At 61.1% G+C, this 17,436-nt stretch carries 20 protein-coding genes; 11 read left to right on the top strand and 9 right to left on the bottom strand.

Features of this window, described 5'->3' with window-relative positions; genetic code table 11:
• The first annotated feature begins 148 nt into the window (after positions 1-148).
• Positions 149-889, top strand: a complete 741-nt coding sequence (locus RWK44_RS03285) for a DUF1223 domain-containing protein (protein ID WP_077977878.1) — start codon at positions 149-151, stop codon at positions 887-889.
• A 382-nt stretch (positions 890-1,271) separates the two neighbouring features.
• Complete coding sequence (locus RWK44_RS03280; protein ID WP_131663168.1) at positions 1,272-1,673, top strand: DUF2794 domain-containing protein; 402 nt, start codon at positions 1,272-1,274, stop codon at positions 1,671-1,673.
• Between the two features lie 86 nt (positions 1,674-1,759).
• Here RWK44_RS03280 and RWK44_RS03275 read toward each other — a convergent pair whose 3' ends face one another.
• From RWK44_RS03275 to RWK44_RS03260, 4 genes are all read right to left on the bottom strand, one after another.
• Positions 1,760-2,317, bottom strand: coding sequence for a GNAT family N-acetyltransferase (locus RWK44_RS03275; RefSeq protein WP_316028355.1), 558 nt, complete (start codon positions 2,315-2,317; stop codon positions 1,760-1,762).
• A gap of 110 nt (positions 2,318-2,427) precedes the next feature.
• Positions 2,428-3,156, bottom strand: coding sequence for a Bax inhibitor-1/YccA family protein (locus RWK44_RS03270; protein WP_077977876.1), 729 nt, complete (start codon positions 3,154-3,156; stop codon positions 2,428-2,430).
• 180 nt (positions 3,157-3,336) lie between these two features.
• Positions 3,337-5,880, bottom strand: a complete 2,544-nt coding sequence (locus tag RWK44_RS03265) for an ABC transporter permease (protein WP_316028354.1) — start codon at positions 5,878-5,880, stop codon at positions 3,337-3,339.
• A complete protein-coding gene (locus tag RWK44_RS03260; RefSeq protein WP_026265496.1) occupies positions 5,877-6,584 on the bottom strand; it encodes an ABC transporter ATP-binding protein in 708 nt (235 codons plus the stop codon). Before RWK44_RS03260 ends, RWK44_RS03265 begins: the two co-directional genes overlap by 4 nt.
• A gap of 73 nt (positions 6,585-6,657) precedes the next feature.
• Here RWK44_RS03260 and RWK44_RS03255 point away from each other — a divergent pair, with 73 nt between their 5' ends.
• Entirely contained in the window at positions 6,658-7,302 is a 645-nt protein-coding gene (locus RWK44_RS03255) for an arylesterase (protein WP_221986133.1), read from the top strand.
• Positions 7,303-7,370: 68 nt separating this feature from the next.
• The gene (gene thpR, locus RWK44_RS03250; protein ID WP_026158922.1) at positions 7,371-7,964 is read left to right on the top strand and encodes an RNA 2',3'-cyclic phosphodiesterase; all 594 of its coding nucleotides are present in this window, start codon (positions 7,371-7,373) and stop codon (positions 7,962-7,964) included.
• Here the strand turns inward: thpR and RWK44_RS03245 are convergent.
• Positions 7,871-8,371 carry a low molecular weight protein-tyrosine-phosphatase gene (locus RWK44_RS03245; protein WP_168283336.1) on the bottom strand — a complete coding sequence of 167 codons (501 nt, stop codon included), beginning with the start codon at positions 8,369-8,371 and terminating at the stop codon, positions 7,871-7,873. The two genes, thpR and RWK44_RS03245, sit on opposite strands and share 94 nt — an antisense overlap.
• A gap of 33 nt (positions 8,372-8,404) precedes the next feature.
• On the opposite strand from RWK44_RS03245, the gene RWK44_RS03240 reads away from it, so the two are divergent.
• Positions 8,405-8,710, top strand: coding sequence for a 4a-hydroxytetrahydrobiopterin dehydratase (locus RWK44_RS03240; RefSeq protein WP_020052026.1), 306 nt, complete (start codon positions 8,405-8,407; stop codon positions 8,708-8,710).
• An 80-nt stretch (positions 8,711-8,790) separates the two neighbouring features.
• On the top strand, positions 8,791-9,183 hold the full coding sequence (locus RWK44_RS03235; RefSeq protein WP_027666926.1) for a YkvA family protein: 393 nt from the start codon (positions 8,791-8,793) through the stop codon (positions 9,181-9,183).
• Between the two features lie 85 nt (positions 9,184-9,268).
• Here RWK44_RS03235 and RWK44_RS03230 read toward each other — a convergent pair whose 3' ends face one another.
• The gene (locus RWK44_RS03230; protein ID WP_168283337.1) at positions 9,269-9,829 is read right to left on the bottom strand and encodes a sigma-70 family RNA polymerase sigma factor; all 561 of its coding nucleotides are present in this window, start codon (positions 9,827-9,829) and stop codon (positions 9,269-9,271) included.
• A gap of 336 nt (positions 9,830-10,165) precedes the next feature.
• Here RWK44_RS03230 and RWK44_RS03225 point away from each other — a divergent pair, with 336 nt between their 5' ends.
• The 5 genes from RWK44_RS03225 (at position 10,166) to RWK44_RS03205 (ending at position 14,991) form a co-directional block, all read left to right on the top strand.
• Positions 10,166-10,675, top strand: coding sequence for an invasion associated locus B family protein (locus RWK44_RS03225; protein WP_011653884.1), 510 nt, complete (start codon positions 10,166-10,168; stop codon positions 10,673-10,675).
• Positions 10,676-10,925: 250 nt separating this feature from the next.
• A complete protein-coding gene (rlmN, locus tag RWK44_RS03220; protein ID WP_131663173.1) occupies positions 10,926-12,152 on the top strand; it encodes a 23S rRNA (adenine(2503)-C(2))-methyltransferase RlmN in 1,227 nt (408 codons plus the stop codon).
• A 93-nt stretch (positions 12,153-12,245) separates the two neighbouring features.
• Positions 12,246-13,199 carry an ABC transporter substrate-binding protein gene (locus RWK44_RS03215; protein WP_168283339.1) on the top strand — a complete coding sequence of 318 codons (954 nt, stop codon included), beginning with the start codon at positions 12,246-12,248 and terminating at the stop codon, positions 13,197-13,199.
• Positions 13,200-13,321: 122 nt separating this feature from the next.
• Complete coding sequence (locus RWK44_RS03210; protein WP_316028353.1) at positions 13,322-14,200, top strand: ABC transporter permease; 879 nt, start codon at positions 13,322-13,324, stop codon at positions 14,198-14,200.
• Complete coding sequence (locus RWK44_RS03205) at positions 14,197-14,991, top strand: ABC transporter ATP-binding protein (protein ID WP_168283341.1); 795 nt, start codon at positions 14,197-14,199, stop codon at positions 14,989-14,991. The genes RWK44_RS03210 and RWK44_RS03205 overlap by 4 nt, the downstream gene beginning before the upstream one ends.
• Positions 14,992-15,063: 72 nt before the next feature.
• On the opposite strand, the gene RWK44_RS03200 is transcribed toward RWK44_RS03205, so the two are convergent.
• The 3 genes from RWK44_RS03200 to RWK44_RS03190 all read right to left on the bottom strand — a co-directional run bounded on the left by RWK44_RS03200 (position 15,064) and on the right by RWK44_RS03190 (position 17,367).
• Positions 15,064-15,429 carry a hypothetical protein gene (locus tag RWK44_RS03200; protein ID WP_131663177.1) on the bottom strand — a complete coding sequence of 122 codons (366 nt, stop codon included), beginning with the start codon at positions 15,427-15,429 and terminating at the stop codon, positions 15,064-15,066.
• Positions 15,430-15,789: 360 nt separating this feature from the next.
• Positions 15,790-16,431: a LysE family translocator gene (locus RWK44_RS03195; protein ID WP_131640836.1), complete on the bottom strand. Its 642-nt coding sequence runs from the start codon at positions 16,429-16,431 to the stop codon at positions 15,790-15,792.
• Between the two features lie 84 nt (positions 16,432-16,515).
• Positions 16,516-17,367, bottom strand: a complete 852-nt coding sequence (locus tag RWK44_RS03190; protein WP_316028352.1) for an SDR family NAD(P)-dependent oxidoreductase — start codon at positions 17,365-17,367, stop codon at positions 16,516-16,518.
• Positions 17,368-17,436 lie beyond the last annotated feature (69 nt).

The following is a 17,436-nucleotide window of genomic DNA, read 5'->3' as shown; positions in this document are numbered from 1 at the left end:
CGATGATTTGTTTTGCGCAAGTTCCTGTCGAGCTTCGTCTCACCCGTTCGTGACTTTTCGTTTGGACCCGGAAGGATTATTCGTACGTTCATATGTCAGGGCCGCTGGTTCAAACATGCCGTCGGCGCTGAAAAAGAGGTGCAGGTGAATGTCCCCCCGTTTTTTGATTCCGCTAATCGCGGGCGTTGTTCTCTCGGGCCCGCTGCAGGCCGAAGACGGCACGCCGAAAGGTGTCGTCGAACTCTTCACGTCGCAGGGCTGCTCCTCCTGTCCTCCCGCTGATGCCGCTTTTCGCAAGCTGGTGAACCAGGGCGATGTCATCGCGCTCGCCTATCATGTCGATTACTGGAACTATCTCGGCTGGGCCGATACGTTGAGCTCCAAGGAAAATACCGAGCGGCAGTATGGTTATGCCAAGACGATGGGCCGCAGCAACGTCTACACGCCGCAAGCCATCGTCAACGGACGCGACCATTTGGCCGGCGCCGATCTGAATGGCATCAACAGCAAGATCGATACCTATAGCAGCGAGGGCAATGGGCTGACCGTTCCAATCAGCGCCGCGATGCGCGGCGACGAGCTGGAGATCAAGATCGGCGCGGGACAGGGCAAAGCCAATGTCGTGATGGTCTATTTCGATAAGGAAAAGACGATCGACGTCGAAAAAGGCGAGAACAGCGGCAAGAAGATTTCTTATCTGCACAGCGTCACCAATGTCGAAACCGTCGGCATGTGGGACGGCAAGGCAACCAGCCTGACGCTGCCTGCCAGCGTCCTGCAGCGGCCGCAGCTCGAGGGCTGCGCCATCCTGCTGCAATCGGCGACCGCAGACGGCGATCCGGCTGCGATCCTTGGCGCGACCGTAGTGATGGCTGGTAAAAATATCTGACACTTCGTCCGGTTACGGACGAAGTTCCGGGCGGCCCGGCCGAGCGTATTCGGGGCTGGGGTTAAGGTCGATACGCTCCGCCGGGCCCTTTGGCGCGCTGGCGCCAAACCGGAATTCATAAATCTCCTGCAAATGAGGCGCTGTTTTGACTGAAATGCGGCGCTGCAGAGAAAGCGTTGACCTGTCCAGCGCATCATGCTTTCCGAAATCGAACGCAACTTTCGGAAGGCATGATGCACTGACTCAAAGTGCTACAGCGTCCTTGCGCGAGAGACGTGCGGTGTTGTCGTGCGGCTGAATGTGACGGCTGGCACTCTTGCAATTTGCGGCGGCTCGGGCAAACTGTCACCCTCCTGTCACAAGCGGAGGCCTCGGGAGACTGATGACAGATCAGCCGGATTTGCGACACGGCGAGAGCCGCTCCGTCGACAATAGTTCCTCAGTCGTCGTCGATCTCAGGGAATACAAACAAAGCAAGGACCCGCTTCCGGTGACCTTCCACCGGCGCGAACTGGACGCGATCCTCTGGATCTACGGCCGGATGGTCGGTGATGGTGAATGGCGCGACTACGCCATCGATCACCTGAAGGACAGGGCCGTCTTTTCCGTTTTCAAGCGTTCCGGCGAAATGCCGCTCTTCCGCATCGAGAAAAACCCGAAGCTTGCCGCCAAGCAGGGCGCCTATTCCGTAATCAGCGTCAACGGCACGATCCTGAAGCGCGGTCACGAGCTGAACCAAGTGCTGAAGGTCTTCGACAAGGCCCTGAAGCTCGTCGACAATTAAAGCGCGTCGCGCTTTAAGTCTTTGTTTTATGCATGTCGTTATCCCAAAACCGTTGCACACTTTTGGGCGACATGCATTAAGCCATATCAGCCGTTAAACAGCGTGCCGGGATAGACGGACTGGTCCGGATCGGTGCTCATGCCTTCGCCGAGCGCGCGCTGCATGAACATCGTATCCAGCCAGCGGCCGTGTTTATAGCCGGTGCCCTTCATCAGGCCGACCTCCGCGAAGCCGGCCGCGCGATGGAGCGCGATCGATGCGGGGCTGGCGCCGCCGATGACGGCAGCCATCTGCCGAAAGCCGAGGGTGGTGCAGCGGATGATCAGTTCGGCGAGCAGCGCCTTGCCGATGCCCCGGCCGCGGGCCTCAGGCGCCAGATAAATCGAGTCCTCGACCAGCCAGCGATAGGCGGGACGCGCGCGAAACGCCGAGGCGTAGGCGTAGCCGAGAAGCGTCCCGTCCGTGCCGATGGCTGCAATATAGGGATATTGCTGGCCGACGATCGCCGAAAAACGCACTGCCATCTCGGCCTCGGAGGGCGGGACGATCTCATAGCTCGCGACGCCGTTCAGGACCGATTCGCGATAGATATCGGCAATGGCGGGGATATCGGCATTCGAAGCATCGCGCAGGAGGAAGGACATTTCAGCAGCATATCCATAAGGGCGGCAAGGGCTTTCTAAAACCATCCCGTGAAAGCCTGCGCAACAAAAAAGGCGGCCGAAGCCGCCTTTTCGATCTCACTCGGTCCTGCTTATTTACGGTTGCCCATGAACTGCAGCAGGAACATGAAGAGGTTGATGAAGTCGAGATAGAGCGTCAGCGCACCCATGATCGCCTTGCGGCCGGCGACGGCGACGTCATCGGCTTCCAGGTACAATTCCTTGATCCGCTGCGTATCGTAGGCGGTGAGGCCTGCGAAGATCAGCACGCCGAGTACCGAGATCGCGAACTGTACGGCGGACGACGCCAGGAAGATGTTGACCAGCGAAGCGATGATCAGGCCGAAAAGACCCATCATCAGGAACGAGCCCATCGCCGACAGGTCACGCTTCGTCGTGTAGCCGTAAAGCGACAGCGCGCCGAAGGAGGCGGCGGTGACGAAGAAGGTCTGAACGACGCTCTGGCCCGTGTAGATCAGGAAGATCGACGAGAGCGACAGGCCGACGAGCGCGGCGTAGACCGCAAAGGTCGTCTGCGCGGCGGCCACCGTCATGCTATGGATCCGGAAGCTCAGGAAGAACACCAGAGCCAGCGGCGCCAGAATGACCACCCACTTCAGTGGGCTCACATAGATCGCCTGACCGAAAGCGGTCAGCTCACCATTGGCGAAGGCGAATTGGAACGACAGATATGCGGCCACGCCGGTGATCGCCAGACCCAGCGCCATCAGATTGTAGACCTTGAGCATATAAGCGCGCAGGCCTTGATCAATCATCTCGCCGGTCTGAGCGCGGCTTTGATAGTTACGAAGATCAGCCATAGTTTCCTCTTACAAGCTCCGATGGAAATACGGTGTCGGGGTTTTCGACCCGGGCGCCGCTGCGGAGCTCCAGCATGCCTGCGGATAATATGAGGCTTTCGCCCTTTGCAAACAAGAGGCTTGCATAGACTCGGTCGGTTAAATCGCCGTAAGGTGAAGGGTTTGGGTGCCGTTGCCCGGTCAAAGCTCGCGCAAGACGGGGGCTGCCTTCTGTCCGAGGATGCGCCAGGTGCCGATGAGGCCGATGCCGACGGTCAGGACGAGCGCGGTCACCAGCGTCAGTCCCGCCACGTCGGGCAGAAAGGCCGAGGGCAGACGCATGATGCGGGCGACGATGAACCAAGCGGCGGCGCTGCCGGCGATCAGCGCGAAGATCGCAGTCGCGAGGCCGAGGATCAGATATTCGTAGCTGAAGGCGCGGATCAGCATGGCGCGCGTGGCACCGAGCGTCTTCAGCACCACCGCGTCGTGGGTGCGCGCCCGGTTTCCGGCGGCAAGCGCGCCGGCAAGGACGAGGATCGAGGCGATCAGGGCGACCGAGGCCGCAGCGCGGATTGCGGTCGCCAGCTGTGCGACCAGCTGGTTGACGATATCGATCGCGTCCTTGACGCGCACACTGGTGATCGTCGGATAGGTGTTGGTGACCGATTTCAGGATCGCCGCATCTTCGGCCGGTGTCGAGGAGGGATCGGTCAGCGTCGCCAGCCACGCATGCGGGGCGCCGCGGAAGGTATTCGGCGAGAAAACCATGACGAAATTGATCGACAGTGATTCCCACTCGACGCGGCGCAGATTGGCGATCTTCGCCGTGATGTTGCGGCCGAGCACGTTGACGGTCACCTTATCGCCGAGCTTGAGGCCGAGTTCATGCGCCTCTTCCGAGGAGAAGGAGACGAGCGGCTCGCCGCTGTAATCCTTGTCCCACCATTTGCCTTCGGTGAGGGCGGCGTTCTCCGGCAGGGTTTCGGCATAGGTGATGCCGCGATCGCCGTTCAGCACCCAGCGGCCGGCCGCCGGCACGTTCATCTTGGTGACGTCCTCGCCGTTGAAGGCGATGATCCGGCCGCGCAGCATCGGCACTTCGACGAGTTTGCCCTTCGGTGCCTGGCCTTGGACGAGATCGCGGAAGGCGCCGACCTCGACGCTCTGGATATCGACGAAGAAGAAGTTCGGCGCACCCTCGTTCATGCGGCCGGTCAGCTGCTGGCGCAGGTTCCCGTCGATCAGGGTCAGCGTCACCAGCAATGCCAGGCCAAGGCCGAGCGAGAGCACGACTGAGGGCGTCAGTGCGCCGGGACGATGGATGTTGCCGATCGCAAGCCGCAGCGCCGGCGAATTGACGCGTGGGCTGCGGCGCGCGAGCCAGGCGATCAGCGCGGCGACCAGGCGCAGGACGACGAAGGCGAAGACGATCGCCCCGACGAAGACGACGGCGATAAAGCGGTCATAGGCGGTGAGAATGGCAAGCCCGGCAAGGCCGGCCATGAACAGGGCGGCAAGCAGGATGTAGGGCCAGGAGGGCAGGCGGCGGGCTTCGAAGCCCTGCTCGCGGAAGAGTGCCGTCGCCGGCACTTCGCGGGCATGGCCGAGCGGCAGGATGGCGAAGGCGAGCGTCGTCAGAATGCCGAAGAGCGTGGCGAGCAGCAGCGCGCCGGGATAGAGGGCCGGCGCCGTCGAGACCGGCAGGAATTGCGCCAGGAACTGCGCGGCAAGCACCGGCGACAGGGCGCCGATGACGAGGCCGATCAGGATGCCGCCGAGAGCGATGATGGCGATCTGGAAGAGATAGATCAGAACGACGACCTGCGCCGGCGCGCCGAGACATTTGAAGGTGGCGATGGTGGTGCGTTTGGAATCGAGGAAGGCGCGCACGGCATTGGCGACACCGACGCCACCGACGATCAGCGCCGTGAGGCCGACCAGCGTCAGGAACTGCGAGAAGCGGGTGATGTTTTCGGTGAGCGAGGGCGCGGCGCGGTCGCTTGTGCGGATCGCCCAGCCGGCGGAGGGGAACTCCTTGGAGGCGCGCGCCTGGATGCCCGACATCGCGCCCTTGTCGTCCAGCCGGATCTTGTAGGCATGCTCGACCAGGCTCCCAGTCTGGATCAGCCCGGAGGCTTGGAGCGCCTGGCGGCTGACGAGCAGACGAGGCGCAAAGCCGAAACCTTCCGACAGTGCATCCGGCTCGGTTTTCACCGTACCGGTGATGCTGAGCTTGACGTTGCCGAGCAGCAATTCGTCTCCGATCGCAAGCCCAAGCCGATCGAGAAGGAGGGGGGCTGCGACCGCACCATAGGTGCCGCCTTGGCCCGAAAGCAGTGCTGCAAGCGGATAGTCCGGCTCGGTCACGAACTTGCCGTAGAGCGGGTAGGCGTCGTCGACGGCCTTGACCTCTACCAGCGCCTGATCGGAACCGTCAGGTTTGCGCGCCATCGAGCGCAGGCCTGTCGACAGCGAAACGGTGCCGAGGCCTTCGAGGAAACCGATTTCCTGAGGCGTGGCTTCGCGGTTGTTGAGTTCGAAGCGGACATCGCCGGCCAGCAGTTCCTGTCCCTGCGAGGCGATCGTGTCGGTGATCGACTGCGAAACGGAATTGACGGCGGCAATCGCGCTGGTGCCGAGCGCGATGCAGGCAAGGAAGATGTAGAAGCCGCGGACGCCGCCGCGCAGCTCGCGCAGCGCCAGTCGAAAAGCCAACGAAACGCGTGGCGTGATGATCCTCATGCGATCGCCGCTTCGCTGCGGCGGGCGGCGCTGTCGCCTTCGATTCGGCCGGAGCGGACGCGAATCTGGCGCGAGCACCGGTTTGCGAGCGAGACGTCATGGGTGACGAGAAGCAGGGTCGTGCCGCGTTCAGCCTGCTTGGAGAACAGAAGATCGGCGATCTGGCGGCCGGTCTCGGTGTCGAGATTGCCGGTCGGCTCATCGGCGATCAGCAGGGCCGGCGATGGGGCGAGCGCCCTGGCGATTGCCACGCGCTGCTGTTCACCGCCGGAAAGCTGACCGGGATAGTGGTTCAGCCGTTCGCCGAGGCCGACCGATTTCAGCTCGCGATGAGCGATCTCGAAGGCGTTGCCGACATTGGCGAGTTCGAGCGGCACGGCGACGTTTTCCAGCGCCGTCATGTTGGCGATCAGGTGGAAGGACTGGAAGACGATGCCGATGTTGCGGCCGCGGAAATCGGCAACCTGGTCCTCGCTGAGACTATGGAGTGGCGTGTCATTGATGTTGATTTCACCGCTGTCGAGTTTCTCCAGCCCGGCAAGCACCATCAGCAAGGTGGATTTGCCGGAACCGGAAGGGCCGACGATGCCGACGGATTCGCCGGCAGCGATATCGAGATCGATGCCCTTCAGCACATGGACGGACGCGGCTGCGCTGCCAAGGGTCAGATCGGCGCTCTTCAACTCGATAATGGTTTTTGCCAACAGGAATCGCCCTATATAAAGTTCGTAATCGAATGGCCGCATGACAGCACTTCGCCAATCTAGGGAAGACACGATGAGATTTAAAGTTGCCGCCCTTCAATTCACCGTCATCGCCGTCTCGCTGATCTTTGCCACTGCAGCCGATGCCCGGACGATCAATCTCGTCGGTTTTGGGGACAGTTTGATGGCGGGCTATCAGCTGCCGCCCGGCGACGGCTTTCCCGAAAAGCTGCAGGCGGCCCTGAAGGCGAAGGGCCTCGACGTCACTATCGCCAATGCCGGGGTTTCCGGAGACACGACGACAGGGGGTCTTGCGCGCATCGACTGGTCGGTACCCGACGGCACCGATGGGGTCATTCTGGAGCTTGGCGCCAATGATGCGTTGCGCGGTATCCCGCCGGAGGAGAGCGAGAAGAATCTCGACCAGATGATTATCCGGCTGAAGGAACGCGGCATTGCCGTACTGCTCGCCGGCATGATGGCGCCGCCGAACATGGGGGCGGATTATGCCGGACGATTCAACCCGATCTACCAGAAACTCTCGGAAAAACATGGGCTTCCACTCTATGCCTTCTTCCTCGACGGCGTTGCGCTGGAGGCGGGGTTGAAGCTCGACGACGGTATGCATCCGAATGCGAGAGGGGTCGACGTCATGGTCGAAAAGATGGAGCCTGCTGTCACAAATTTCGTCGAAGCGATTTCTTCTGTGAAGAATTAGGGGCTTGCGCGGTTGTTGATTGCATGATTCCGTGTGAGCACCTGCAAAAGATTCGGGGAGTGCTCGTGATGCCGAGACTGTTTACCGCCCTCGAAATTCCGCGCAATGCGGCGATGAGTCTTTCATTGCTGCGCGGTGGCCTCCCCGGAGCACGGTGGATCGATGTGGAAAATTACCACATCACTCTGCGCTTCATCGGTGATGTCGATGGCCGGACGGCCGATGAAATCGTTGAACGCCTCGACCGGATCGACCGGCCGGAATTCCAGTTCCGGCTTGAAGGCATCGGTTCGTTTGGCTCGAAGAAACCGCATTCGGTCTGGGCCGGCGTCTCGCAATCGCCTGAGATGTATGCCCTGCAGGGCGAGATAGAGCGCATCTGCCAGCGCATCGGCCTGCCGCCGGATCCCCGCAAATTCATGCCGCATGTAACGCTGGCGCGGCTCAAATCCTCGCGGCTCGACGATGTCGTGCAATATCTGGCGGGACGCGGCAACTTCCACACCGCAACCTTCACCGCACCGCGCTTCGTGCTGCTTTCGTCGCGCGAATCAGTTGGCGGCGGGCCTTACCTCACCGAGGAAGTATTCCCGCTGCACGAGGTGCGCTCGGCGCCCAGCGTTTCGAGCAGCCTGCAGCAGCCGGTCAAGAGCCTGGTGTAGACCAGCTCGAAACCTTCAGGGCCGCCATAATAGGGATCGGGGATATCCTCTCCCGTTCCCAGCGCGATATCACCGAAAAGGTGGATATTCGCCCCATGCGGCGCGCTCTTTTCGAGCACCGCCAGATTGTGGCGGTCCATGGCGAGAATCAGATCGAAATCCCTGAAATCTCTCGGCTGAATGCGCCGGGCGCGCTGTCCCGATATGTCGATGCCGTGGCTTTTCGCGGTGGCGATCGAACGCCGGTCGGGCGGCTCGCCTTCATGCCAGCCGCCGGTGCCGGCGGAAGCGATCGTAAAATCGCCGGTCAAGCCTGCCTCGGCGATGAGATGGCCAAAAATTCCCTGCGCGAGCGGAGAACGGCATATATTGCCCATGCAAACGAAGAGGATGCTGATGCGTTTCATCGGTAACCTGTCGACAGAGAAGAGGAGCATGGCATGAAAATGGAAAGACTGGAACGGACGGCGGTTGAGGCTGAGCTGACCGAGCTTTCGGGCTGGGCGCTCAATGATGCGGGCTCTTCGATATCGAAGACGTTCAAGTTCGCAAATTTCGTCGAGGCTTTCGGCTTCATGACCGAGGCAGCGCTTGCGGCCGAGAAGCTCAACCATCATCCCGAATGGTTCAACGTCTATTCCAGGGTGGATGTGACGCTGAACACGCATGATGCGGGCGGGCTGACGGAGTTGGATTTCAAGCTCGCCAAAGCCATGGAGAAGGCTGCGGCGCGTCGTGTTGATTGAAAACGGGGCCGATTGAAAGGGGCCGATTGAAAGACTGGGCGCCGTCACCATATGTTCGCATGGACAAAAGGGATGCAGGGATGGACGAGGTCAAATTCGGGGAAATCCTGTTGCCGGGCGACGAGGACACCCGGAGCCGGCGCGAGAAAACAGTCAGGCAGAAATTCTGGCCGACTTTCCGGCGGGCGGTGCGGCAGATCCCGTTCTCGCGCGATGTCGTCGCCGGTTTCTATTGCGCGCTCGATCCGCAGACGCCGACGAAGGTGCGGGGCGTGCTCCTTGCAGCACTCGCCTATTTCGTCATGCCGGTCGACATGATCCCGGATATTTTCGCCGTCATCGGCTTTTCCGACGACATCGCCGTGCTTTCGGCGGCCTTCGCCATGGTGCGCGGCCACATCCGGCCAGGCCACTACGAAGCAGCCGACCGCGTTCTCGCTGATCGGCCGGAAGAAGCGATGAAGACGATTTAACGTGTGTCGCGTCCAACCGGTGTGCGACAGCTTGTTTCATGCGTGTCATCATCCCCAAAGCGCTGCGTCCTTTGGGCACATTGCATCAGGCGATTTCGCGTTCCAGCACCTTGCGAAGCTTGCCGAAGGCAAGCCGGATACGCGATTTTATCGTGCCGAGCGGGAGACCGGTCGCTTCGGCGATCTCCGAATGCGATTGACCGAGGAAGAAGGCGGCGCGTAGCATGTCGCGCTGTTCCTCCGGCAATTGGCCGACGGCGGCGCGTATCTTGGCGTCGCGATCGTCATTGGCGATGATTTCTTCCGCGCCGATATCGGCCGGCGGCTGCAGGGCCGGATCAGTCTCATCGAAGATGCGGGTGTTGGCGCGGCGCTGCATGTCGATGCGGCGGTTGCGGGCAATGCGGAAAAGCCAGGTCGAGAGGGAAGATCGCGTGGCATCGTAGAGGTCTGCCTTGTGCCAGAGCACGATCATGATCTCCTGGACCAGTTCCTCAGCCTCGCCTGATGTCATCCTCTGGCGTATCAGCCAGGCCTTTAGGCGGGGTGCGAAATAGTCGAACAGGATGGAAAAGGCCTGCTGGTCGCGATCGTCCGCGACGGCCTTCGCGAGGGCAGCGAAACGCTGTCTTTCCTCGGCATCCATATCCCCTCACCAGCCCCCTGCGGCAATAATTTCGTCCCGGATTTCCGAGTCTTACTGAGGTACAACGGATTTGGGAAAGGTCAAACTCTTGCCTGAATCTTTGTGTCTTAAATTCAGCCGAACGGACGGCCAGTGCCATTGGGGCACGGTGTCGCGGGCGATACCGTCAAAGGGACGAAAATTGACACCCGAGCTGAAATGACACAGGCAGATACAAATCGCAGCTATTGTTGACCATTTGGTAACCTGAATTAAGTCAAAATAAAGCAGATCGTGATTATGCGGCGCCCGCTATGATCGCTTCGGGCCTTGAATCGCAAGAACCGGCAGGAATCCATGTTTGTAAAAAGTATCGTATCCGCTCTCGCACTCACCCTTGTTATGGCCGGAGTTGCGACAGCGCAGCAGGCCGCGCCGAACCGCATCCAGCAGTTCCAGGCATGGGGCGCCTACTCCTACAAGTCGGGCAACAGCACCGTCTGCTATGTGCTGTCCGTTCCGACGGCAAAGCAGCCGGCAAGCGTCGACCACGGCGACAATTTCTTCATCGTCTCTCAGAGACCGGGCCAAAACATCTCCTACGAGCCGCAGGCGATGATGGGCTACACGGTCAAGGAAAGTTCGAAGATCAACGTCGTCATCGACAACAAGACTTTCGTGATGTTCACCAAGGACAAGGCCGGCTGGGTCGAGAACGCGGCGCAGGAGCCGGCCCTCGTCGCCGCGATGAAGACCGGTCATTCGATGACGGTCAATGCCGTTTCGCGCAAGGGCACCGGCACCTCCTACAGCTATTCTCTCTCGGGTATCTCGGCTGCGCTGAAGCAGATCGAAACCTGCAAATAAGCGGTCCTTTTGGCCGAAGATTTTCATGGGCCGGCCTTGCGCCGGCCCATGCCGTTTCCATCTATGGTGACGCGCGGGCAAAATGATGCTAAAGCCGGCGCCAACAGCGGACAGATCGCGATTTCAGTCGCCGTTCCGCCATTCAACTTCTGCCGATGTGCTGTCATGCGCCCGCAGGTCTTCCGGCTTACCGCTGAAGTCCGCGGGGTTGCGAGGAGCAGCCACATGTTTGAATTCGGGATGAATGCCTATGTCCGTCATGGATGCGATCGTTGTCACCAAGCCGCAGGCGCACACGTCCGCCAGCCTCGAGAAGCCGTCGTTGATCGGCCTGTCGCGCGAGGAAATGGGGGCGGCACTGCGGGAAAAGGGTGTGGCCGAGAAGCAGATCAAGATGCGCGTCTCGCAGCTCTGGAACTGGATCTATGTGCGCGGCGTCTCCGACTTCGACCATATGACGAATGTCGCCAAGGACATGCGGGAGATGCTGAAGCAGCATTTCACCATCGAACGTCCCGAGATCGTCGAGGAGCAGGTTTCCAACGACGGCACGCGCAAATGGCTGCTGCGCTTTCCCGCCCGCGGCGCCGGGCGTCCCGTCGAGATCGAGGCCGTCTACATTCCGGAAGAGGGCCGCGGGACGCTCTGTATTTCCAGCCAGGTCGGCTGCACGCTCACCTGTTCCTTCTGTCATACCGGGACACAGCGTCTGGTGCGCAACCTGACTGCGGAGGAAATTCTTTCGCAGCTGCTGCTTGCCCGCGACCGGCTTGGGGACTTCCCGGACCGTGAAGCGCCGCAGGGTACGATCATGCCTGCCGAGGGCCGTAAGGTCAGCAACATCGTCATGATGGGCATGGGTGAGCCGCTCTATAACTTCGATGCCGTCAAGCAGGCATTGCTGATCGCAACAGATGGTGACGGTCTGTCGCTGTCCAGGCGCCGTGTGACGCTTTCCACCTCCGGCGTCGTGCCGGAGATCTTCCGGACCGGCGAGGAAATCGGCGTCATGCTGGCGATTTCGCTGCATGCGGTGCGCGACGATCTGCGCGACATTCTGGTGCCCATCAACAAGAAGTACCCGCTGAAGGAACTGATCGAAGCCTGCCGGACTTATCCGGGCCTTTCGAACGCGCGGCGCATCACCTTCGAATATGTGATGCTGAAGGATGTCAACGACAGCCTCGAAGATGCCAAGGGGCTGATCAAGCTCCTGAAGGGCGTGCCGGCGAAGATCAACCTCATTCCGTTCAATCCCTGGCCCGGCACCAATTATCAGTGTTCCGACTGGGAGCAGATCGAGAAGTTCGCCGATTTCATCAATTCGGCAGGTTATGCCTCGCCGATCCGTACGCCGCGCGGCCGCGACATCCTTGCCGCCTGCGGCCAGCTGAAGTCGGAATCGGAACGCATGCGCAAGACCGAACGTCTAGCCTTCGAGGCGATGATGATCGCCAATCACGGCGCCGACGACTGATCAGCAAGTTTGATCCTCGCTACAATTCTCCGCGATTGATTTCAGGGGGCGCTTTTCCTAAAAGTGCCCCCAAAATCATTCAGGAGGATCCCCATGCGCCCGATTTTACTCGCTCTTGCCGCCAGTTTGGCCCTTTCCCTGCCCGCAAAGGCCGATAACGTCACCGTCGCCGTGACGGCGATCGTCGAACATCCGGCGCTGGATGCGGCACGCAAGGGCGTTCTCGATGCGCTAACGGCTGCCGGCTACAAGGAAGGCGAAAACCTGAAATTCGTGTTCGAATCGGCGCAGGGCAATCCAGCGACGGCAGCCCAGATCGCCCGCCAGTTTGCCGGCGACGAGCCCAATGTCATCGTGCCGATCTCGACGCCATCAGCCCAGGCCGTCGTTTCCTCGACGCGCGACATTCCTGTCGTCTTCACGGCCGTGTCCGATCCGCTCGGCGCCCAACTCGTCAAGAACATGGACAAGCCAGGCGGTAACGTCACCGGCCTCTCCGATATGTCGCCGGTCGCCGAGCACCTTGCGCTGATCAAGGAAATCCTGCCCGATTTGAAAACCATCGGCTATCTCTACAATTCCGGCGAGGCGAATTCCGTTTCGCTGCTCGCCGTGTTGAAGGCTGAAGCCGAAAAGGCTGGCCTGAAGGTGGTCGAATCGGCCGCCACCAAATCGGCCGAGGTTCAGGGTGCGGCGCGTGCGCTCGTCGGCCGCGCCGATGCGATCTACATTCCAACCGACAACACCATCATCTCCGCGCTCGAAGGCGCTGTCGCGGTTGCCGAGGAGAGCAAGCTGCCGCTCTTTACCGCCGATACGGATTCGGTTTCGCGCGGTTCGATCGCCGCCCTCGGCTTCAACTATTATGATGTCGGCAAGCAGACCGGCGACATCGTCGTGCGTGTGCTGAAGGGCGAGAACCCGGGCGACATCGCGGTCAAGACTGCCGCCGGCAGCGATCTCGTCGTCAACAAGGCGGCGGCCGAGAAAATGGGCGTCACCCTGCCGCAGAGCGTGCTTTCCCGCGCCAACAAAGTCATCGAATAGTTGGCCGGCACTTCTAGCTCCTTCATCGTATTCAGCCGCTCTCGTTTGCACGGGAGCGGCTGTTTGTATTAAAAGGCTCCGTTTCGCGACGGGCGGAACGGACAAAAAAGGGGCTGAAAGCCTTGAGCCAAATCGCATTCTGGGGGGCCGTCGAACTCGGACTGGTCTATTCCTTCGTCGCCCTTGGGGTCTATCTCGCCTTCCGTGTTCTGGATTTCCCCGACCTGACGGTCGATGGCTCCTTTCCGCTTGGCGCGGCGGTGACGGCCGTGCTGATCATTGCCGGCGTCAATGCCTGGCTTGCGACGCTGATCGCCATGGCGGCCGGTGCCGCCGCCGGCATGGTGACGGCGCTGCTCAACGTGCGCTTCAAGATCCTCAATCTGCTTGCCTCGATCCTGACGATGATTGCACTGTTTTCCGTCAATCTGCGCGTAATGGGCAAACCCAATGTCGCCCTCATCAATGCCGACACGATGATCAGCCCGTTCTTCGGCCATGGCCTTCGCGATTTCTACGTGCGGCCGCTCTTCGTCGGTGTTCTGGTTATCATCGCCCTTATTCTGGTCTGGCGTTTCCTCGAGAGTGATGCCGGGCTGGCAATGCGGGCGACCGGCGCCAATGCAAGGATGGCGCGGGCGCAGGGTGTCGATACCAGCCGGCAGATCTATCTCGGCATGGCGATCTCCAACGCGCTGGTGGCGCTCGGCGGCGCGCTATTTGCCCAGACGAACGGCTTTGCCGACGTCACCTCAGGCGTCGGCACGATCGTCGTCGGTCTGGCGGCCGTCATCATCGGCGAGACGCTGCTTGGGCGCCGCGGTCTGCTGATTGCGCTCGTCGGCTGCGTGCTCGGCTCAATCCTTTATCGCATCGCGATCCAGCTGGCGCTTTCGAGCGACGTCATCGGCCTGCAGGCATCCGACCTCAATTTCGTCACGGCCGTGCTGGTGACCGTGGCGCTCATCCTTCCCCGTTTGCGCGGAGGTGCCGCGTCGTGATCAACCTCCAGAACATCAAGGTCGTCTTCGGGCGCGGCACGCCGCTGCAGAAGCAGGCTCTCTCGGGTGTCAGCCTGACGATCGAGGAAGGCTCCTTCGTTACCGTCATCGGCTCGAACGGTGCCGGCAAATCGACGCTGCTCGGCGTGCTCGCCGGCGATGTGCTGGCCAGCGAGGGGCAGGTGCTGATCGGCAATGCCGACGTGACGCGCAAGACGACGGCGGCGCGCGCCGGGCTCGTTGCCCGTGTTTTCCAGGACCCGCTGACCGGAAGTTGCGGTGCCTTGTCGATCGAGGAGAACCTGGCGCTTGCGGCACGGCGTGGCGAACGGCGCGGATTTGTTTCGGCGCTTGGCGCAAAACGGCGCGACCATTTTCGTGAGAGGATCGCGGAGCTCAATCTCGGGCTGGAGAACCGCATGAAGGACCGCATGGACCTGCTCTCCGGAGGACAGCGCCAAGCCGTCTCGCTCGTCATGGCGACGCTGGCGGGCTCGGAAGTGCTGCTGCTCGACGAACATACGGCGGCGCTTGACCCCGGCATGGCGGAATTCATCATGGGCCTGACCCAGAAGATCGTTTCCGAGCGCAAGCTGACGACGCTGATGGTGACGCATTCAATGCGCCAGGCGCTCGATTATGGCCACCGAACCGTGATGCTGCATGGCGGCGAGATCGTGCTCGATGTCGCCGGCGACAGCCGCAGGACATTGCAGGTCGAGGATCTGATCGCAATGTTCCGCAAGATGCGCGGCCAGACGCTGGATGACGATGCGCTGCTGATCGGCTAGGCCGACAGCGGGCTGATCGGTTAGCGGGCAGCTGATCGTTTCACGACTCCTCAGAGGCCGGTGGGACCGTCATCAAGAGCAGACTTCCACCAGCACGCGATGGCCGTACTGGTTGAGCCATTCCGGCTGGCACTGTTCCGGGTCATAGTCGTCATCGCCGAAGAACAGACGATTTCTATCATGGAAGGCGAAACGGCCGTCGCGGTGTCCGCCAAAATGGCCGGCTCCGCCGAAATGATGCGCTCCGAAGCCGCGATCGGCGAAATTGCCGCCGCCCATATGCGCACCACCGCCGAAGTGGCCGCCGTCACGCGAGAAGCCGCCACCGCCATGGCCTTCGCCGCCATGCGCTAAGGCAGGTGTTGTCGCTGTCAGGGAGGTGGCGGCAAACGTCAGCGCAACAACTCCTGCCGTTATGATATTGCGGAACCTAATCATGGAATTATCCTTTCAAGGCAGCTCTTCGTGAGCCGTAAAGGATATGTGGGCAGCGAAGGTGGCGTGGCCTAGCCACAATTGTCGACTTACGATCATATGTTGATCACAAGTAATCGCGCGAAAGGCATGGAATAATTTTGGAAGGCGACGAAATTCGCGGTCACTGCCTGCTCCGGCGTGGCGTCTCGCGAATATTGGTGTCGTTGGCGGCGGATTGGTTCACGACCGCGGGCGGATCGATCAACCGACCGCGGGCGGATCGATATGCCGACCGCGGGGCGGATCGATATGCCGACCGCGGCGGATTGCTGCGCAACCGCGGGATTGCTGCGCAACCGCGGGATTGCTGCGCAACCGCGGCTATCTCGATTGGGTGAGCAGGATCTTCGCGGCAAAGATCGAGAAGACGCCGGCGAAGGTGTAGTCCATGCCGCGCAGCACTTTTTTGTTGTTCTGCAGCCAGGAGGCCAGCCAGTCGGCGGCAAAGACGACGCTGGCATTGACCGGCATGCCGATCAGGATGAAGCAGAAGCCGAGGAAAAGCAGCTTTTGGGTGACGGCTGGATCGCCGGCGCTGACGAATTGCGGCAGGAAGGTCATGAAGAAGATGATGACCTTGGGGTTCAGAAGATTGACCCAGAAGCCCGACGAGATGTTCGAAAGGGCGGTGCCCTTCTGCTCCTCGACCTTGGCGACGGTGAGCTTGGAACCGAACCGGATCGCCTGCACCGCCAGCCAGAGCAGATAGGCGGCACCGCCGGTCTTCAGGATCAGGAAGGCGGTCGGCGAGGCGGTGATCAGCGCCGAAATGCCAAAAGCGACCAGCATAGTGTGGACGACGATGCCGAGGCTGGTGCCGACGACAACGAAGAGCGCCGCCTTCTTGCCCTGGGCCAGCGCGCGGCTGATCGACAGCGTCATATCGGGGCCTGGGGTCGCCGCAAGCAGCAGCGTCGCGGCGGCAAAGGCGAGAAGGGTCGGCAGGCTGGGCAGGAAATCCATGACACGCTCCGAAAGCCGGAAAGATCCGACGATCTCCTACTCGGCTTTCAGAAAATTACCAATCAAACCTTCTGATGGTACCGATTACTTCTGTTCGAGGAAGGCCTTGAACTTGTCGGCATAATCCTTGTGCCAGCGCGACAGCGGCGGGCGGTTCTCGACGATATCGCCGGCTGCCCAAAGCATGCGGCGCTCGTCGATCGGACGCGCCACGTCATTGTCAGGGCACAAAATATAGAAATCGCCGCGTTCGAGGCTTTCGACCATGAAATCGACGGTCTGCTCGGCTGTCCAGGCCGCGGCCGGTTTTTCCGCGCGGTCGCCCTTGGTGAGGCCGGTGAACACGAAGCCGGGGATCAGAAGATGGGCGGAGATCTTTCCGCCTTCGACGTTGCGAAGCTCGTGCTGCAACGCTTCGGTGAAGACTTTCACGCCAGCTTTGGAGATATTGTAAGCGGGGTTGCCGGGCGGAGTGGTGATGCCCTGCTTGGAGCCGGTGTTGATGATCAGTCCCGGCTCGCCGTGCGACAGCATCTTCGGGCCGAAGGTGCGCGTGCCGTTGATCACGCCCATCAGGTTGACGGCGAAGATATTGTCCCAGTTCGCCTGCGGGCTGAAGATCGAAGTTTCCGGGCCGATGCCGGCATTGTTCATCAGCACGTGCACACGGCCGAAGCGCTGGAGCACGGCGCGCTCGAGCGCTTCCAGCGAGTCTCTGCTGGCGACGTCGGTCTCGACCGCCATCACATTTTCCTCGCCGGCAATGGCCTTGAGCTCATTGGCGGCGTCGGCCAGCCGATCGCTACCGAGGTCGGCGATGGCGACGCTCATGCCGCGTCCGGCGAAATATTTCGCCGCGGCAAGGCCGATGCCGGAGGCGCCGCCGGTGATGACGGCTACATTGGATTTCTTGAAAATGTCTTGAATATTCGTCACGGGCAGCCTCTCCTCGAGCATTTGCGGACGCTGGCGAATATGGGCTCCGCTTTGGCGCTGTCAAACGGT

Source organism: Rhizobium sp. 25PS6, from assembly GCF_032464655.1.
In the GTDB taxonomy this organism is placed as follows: Bacteria; Pseudomonadota; Alphaproteobacteria; order Rhizobiales; family Rhizobiaceae; genus Rhizobium; species Rhizobium laguerreae.
This window is presented reverse-complemented; position numbering and strand designations above follow the sequence as displayed.

Excerpts from the sequence above, each read along its gene's own strand:
- RWK44_RS03285 (WP_077977878.1), top strand. The coding sequence starts at position 149 with ATGTCCCCCCGTTTTTTGATTCCGCTAATCGCGGGCGTTGTTCTCTCG.
- RWK44_RS03280 (WP_131663168.1), top strand. The coding sequence starts at position 1,272 with ATGACAGATCAGCCGGATTTGCGACACGGCGAGAGCCGCTCCGTCGAC.
- RWK44_RS03275 (WP_316028355.1), bottom strand. The coding sequence starts at position 2,317 with ATGTCCTTCCTCCTGCGCGATGCTTCGAATGCCGATATCCCCGCCATT.
- RWK44_RS03270 (WP_077977876.1), bottom strand. The coding sequence starts at position 3,156 with ATGGCTGATCTTCGTAACTATCAAAGCCGCGCTCAGACCGGCGAGATG.
- RWK44_RS03265 (WP_316028354.1), bottom strand. The coding sequence starts at position 5,880 with ATGAGGATCATCACGCCACGCGTTTCGTTGGCTTTTCGACTGGCGCTG.
- RWK44_RS03255 (WP_221986133.1), top strand. The coding sequence starts at position 6,658 with ATGAGATTTAAAGTTGCCGCCCTTCAATTCACCGTCATCGCCGTCTCG.
- thpR (WP_026158922.1), top strand. The coding sequence starts at position 7,371 with ATGCCGAGACTGTTTACCGCCCTCGAAATTCCGCGCAATGCGGCGATG.
- RWK44_RS03245 (WP_168283336.1), bottom strand. The coding sequence starts at position 8,371 with ATGAAACGCATCAGCATCCTCTTCGTTTGCATGGGCAATATATGCCGT.
- RWK44_RS03240 (WP_020052026.1), top strand. The coding sequence starts at position 8,405 with ATGAAAATGGAAAGACTGGAACGGACGGCGGTTGAGGCTGAGCTGACC.
- RWK44_RS03235 (WP_027666926.1), top strand. The coding sequence starts at position 8,791 with ATGGACGAGGTCAAATTCGGGGAAATCCTGTTGCCGGGCGACGAGGAC.
- RWK44_RS03230 (WP_168283337.1), bottom strand. The coding sequence starts at position 9,829 with ATGGATGCCGAGGAAAGACAGCGTTTCGCTGCCCTCGCGAAGGCCGTC.
- RWK44_RS03225 (WP_011653884.1), top strand. The coding sequence starts at position 10,166 with ATGTTTGTAAAAAGTATCGTATCCGCTCTCGCACTCACCCTTGTTATG.
- rlmN (WP_131663173.1), top strand. The coding sequence starts at position 10,926 with ATGTCCGTCATGGATGCGATCGTTGTCACCAAGCCGCAGGCGCACACG.
- RWK44_RS03215 (WP_168283339.1), top strand. The coding sequence starts at position 12,246 with ATGCGCCCGATTTTACTCGCTCTTGCCGCCAGTTTGGCCCTTTCCCTG.
- RWK44_RS03200 (WP_131663177.1), bottom strand. The coding sequence starts at position 15,429 with ATGATTAGGTTCCGCAATATCATAACGGCAGGAGTTGTTGCGCTGACG.
- RWK44_RS03195 (WP_131640836.1), bottom strand. The coding sequence starts at position 16,431 with ATGGATTTCCTGCCCAGCCTGCCGACCCTTCTCGCCTTTGCCGCCGCG.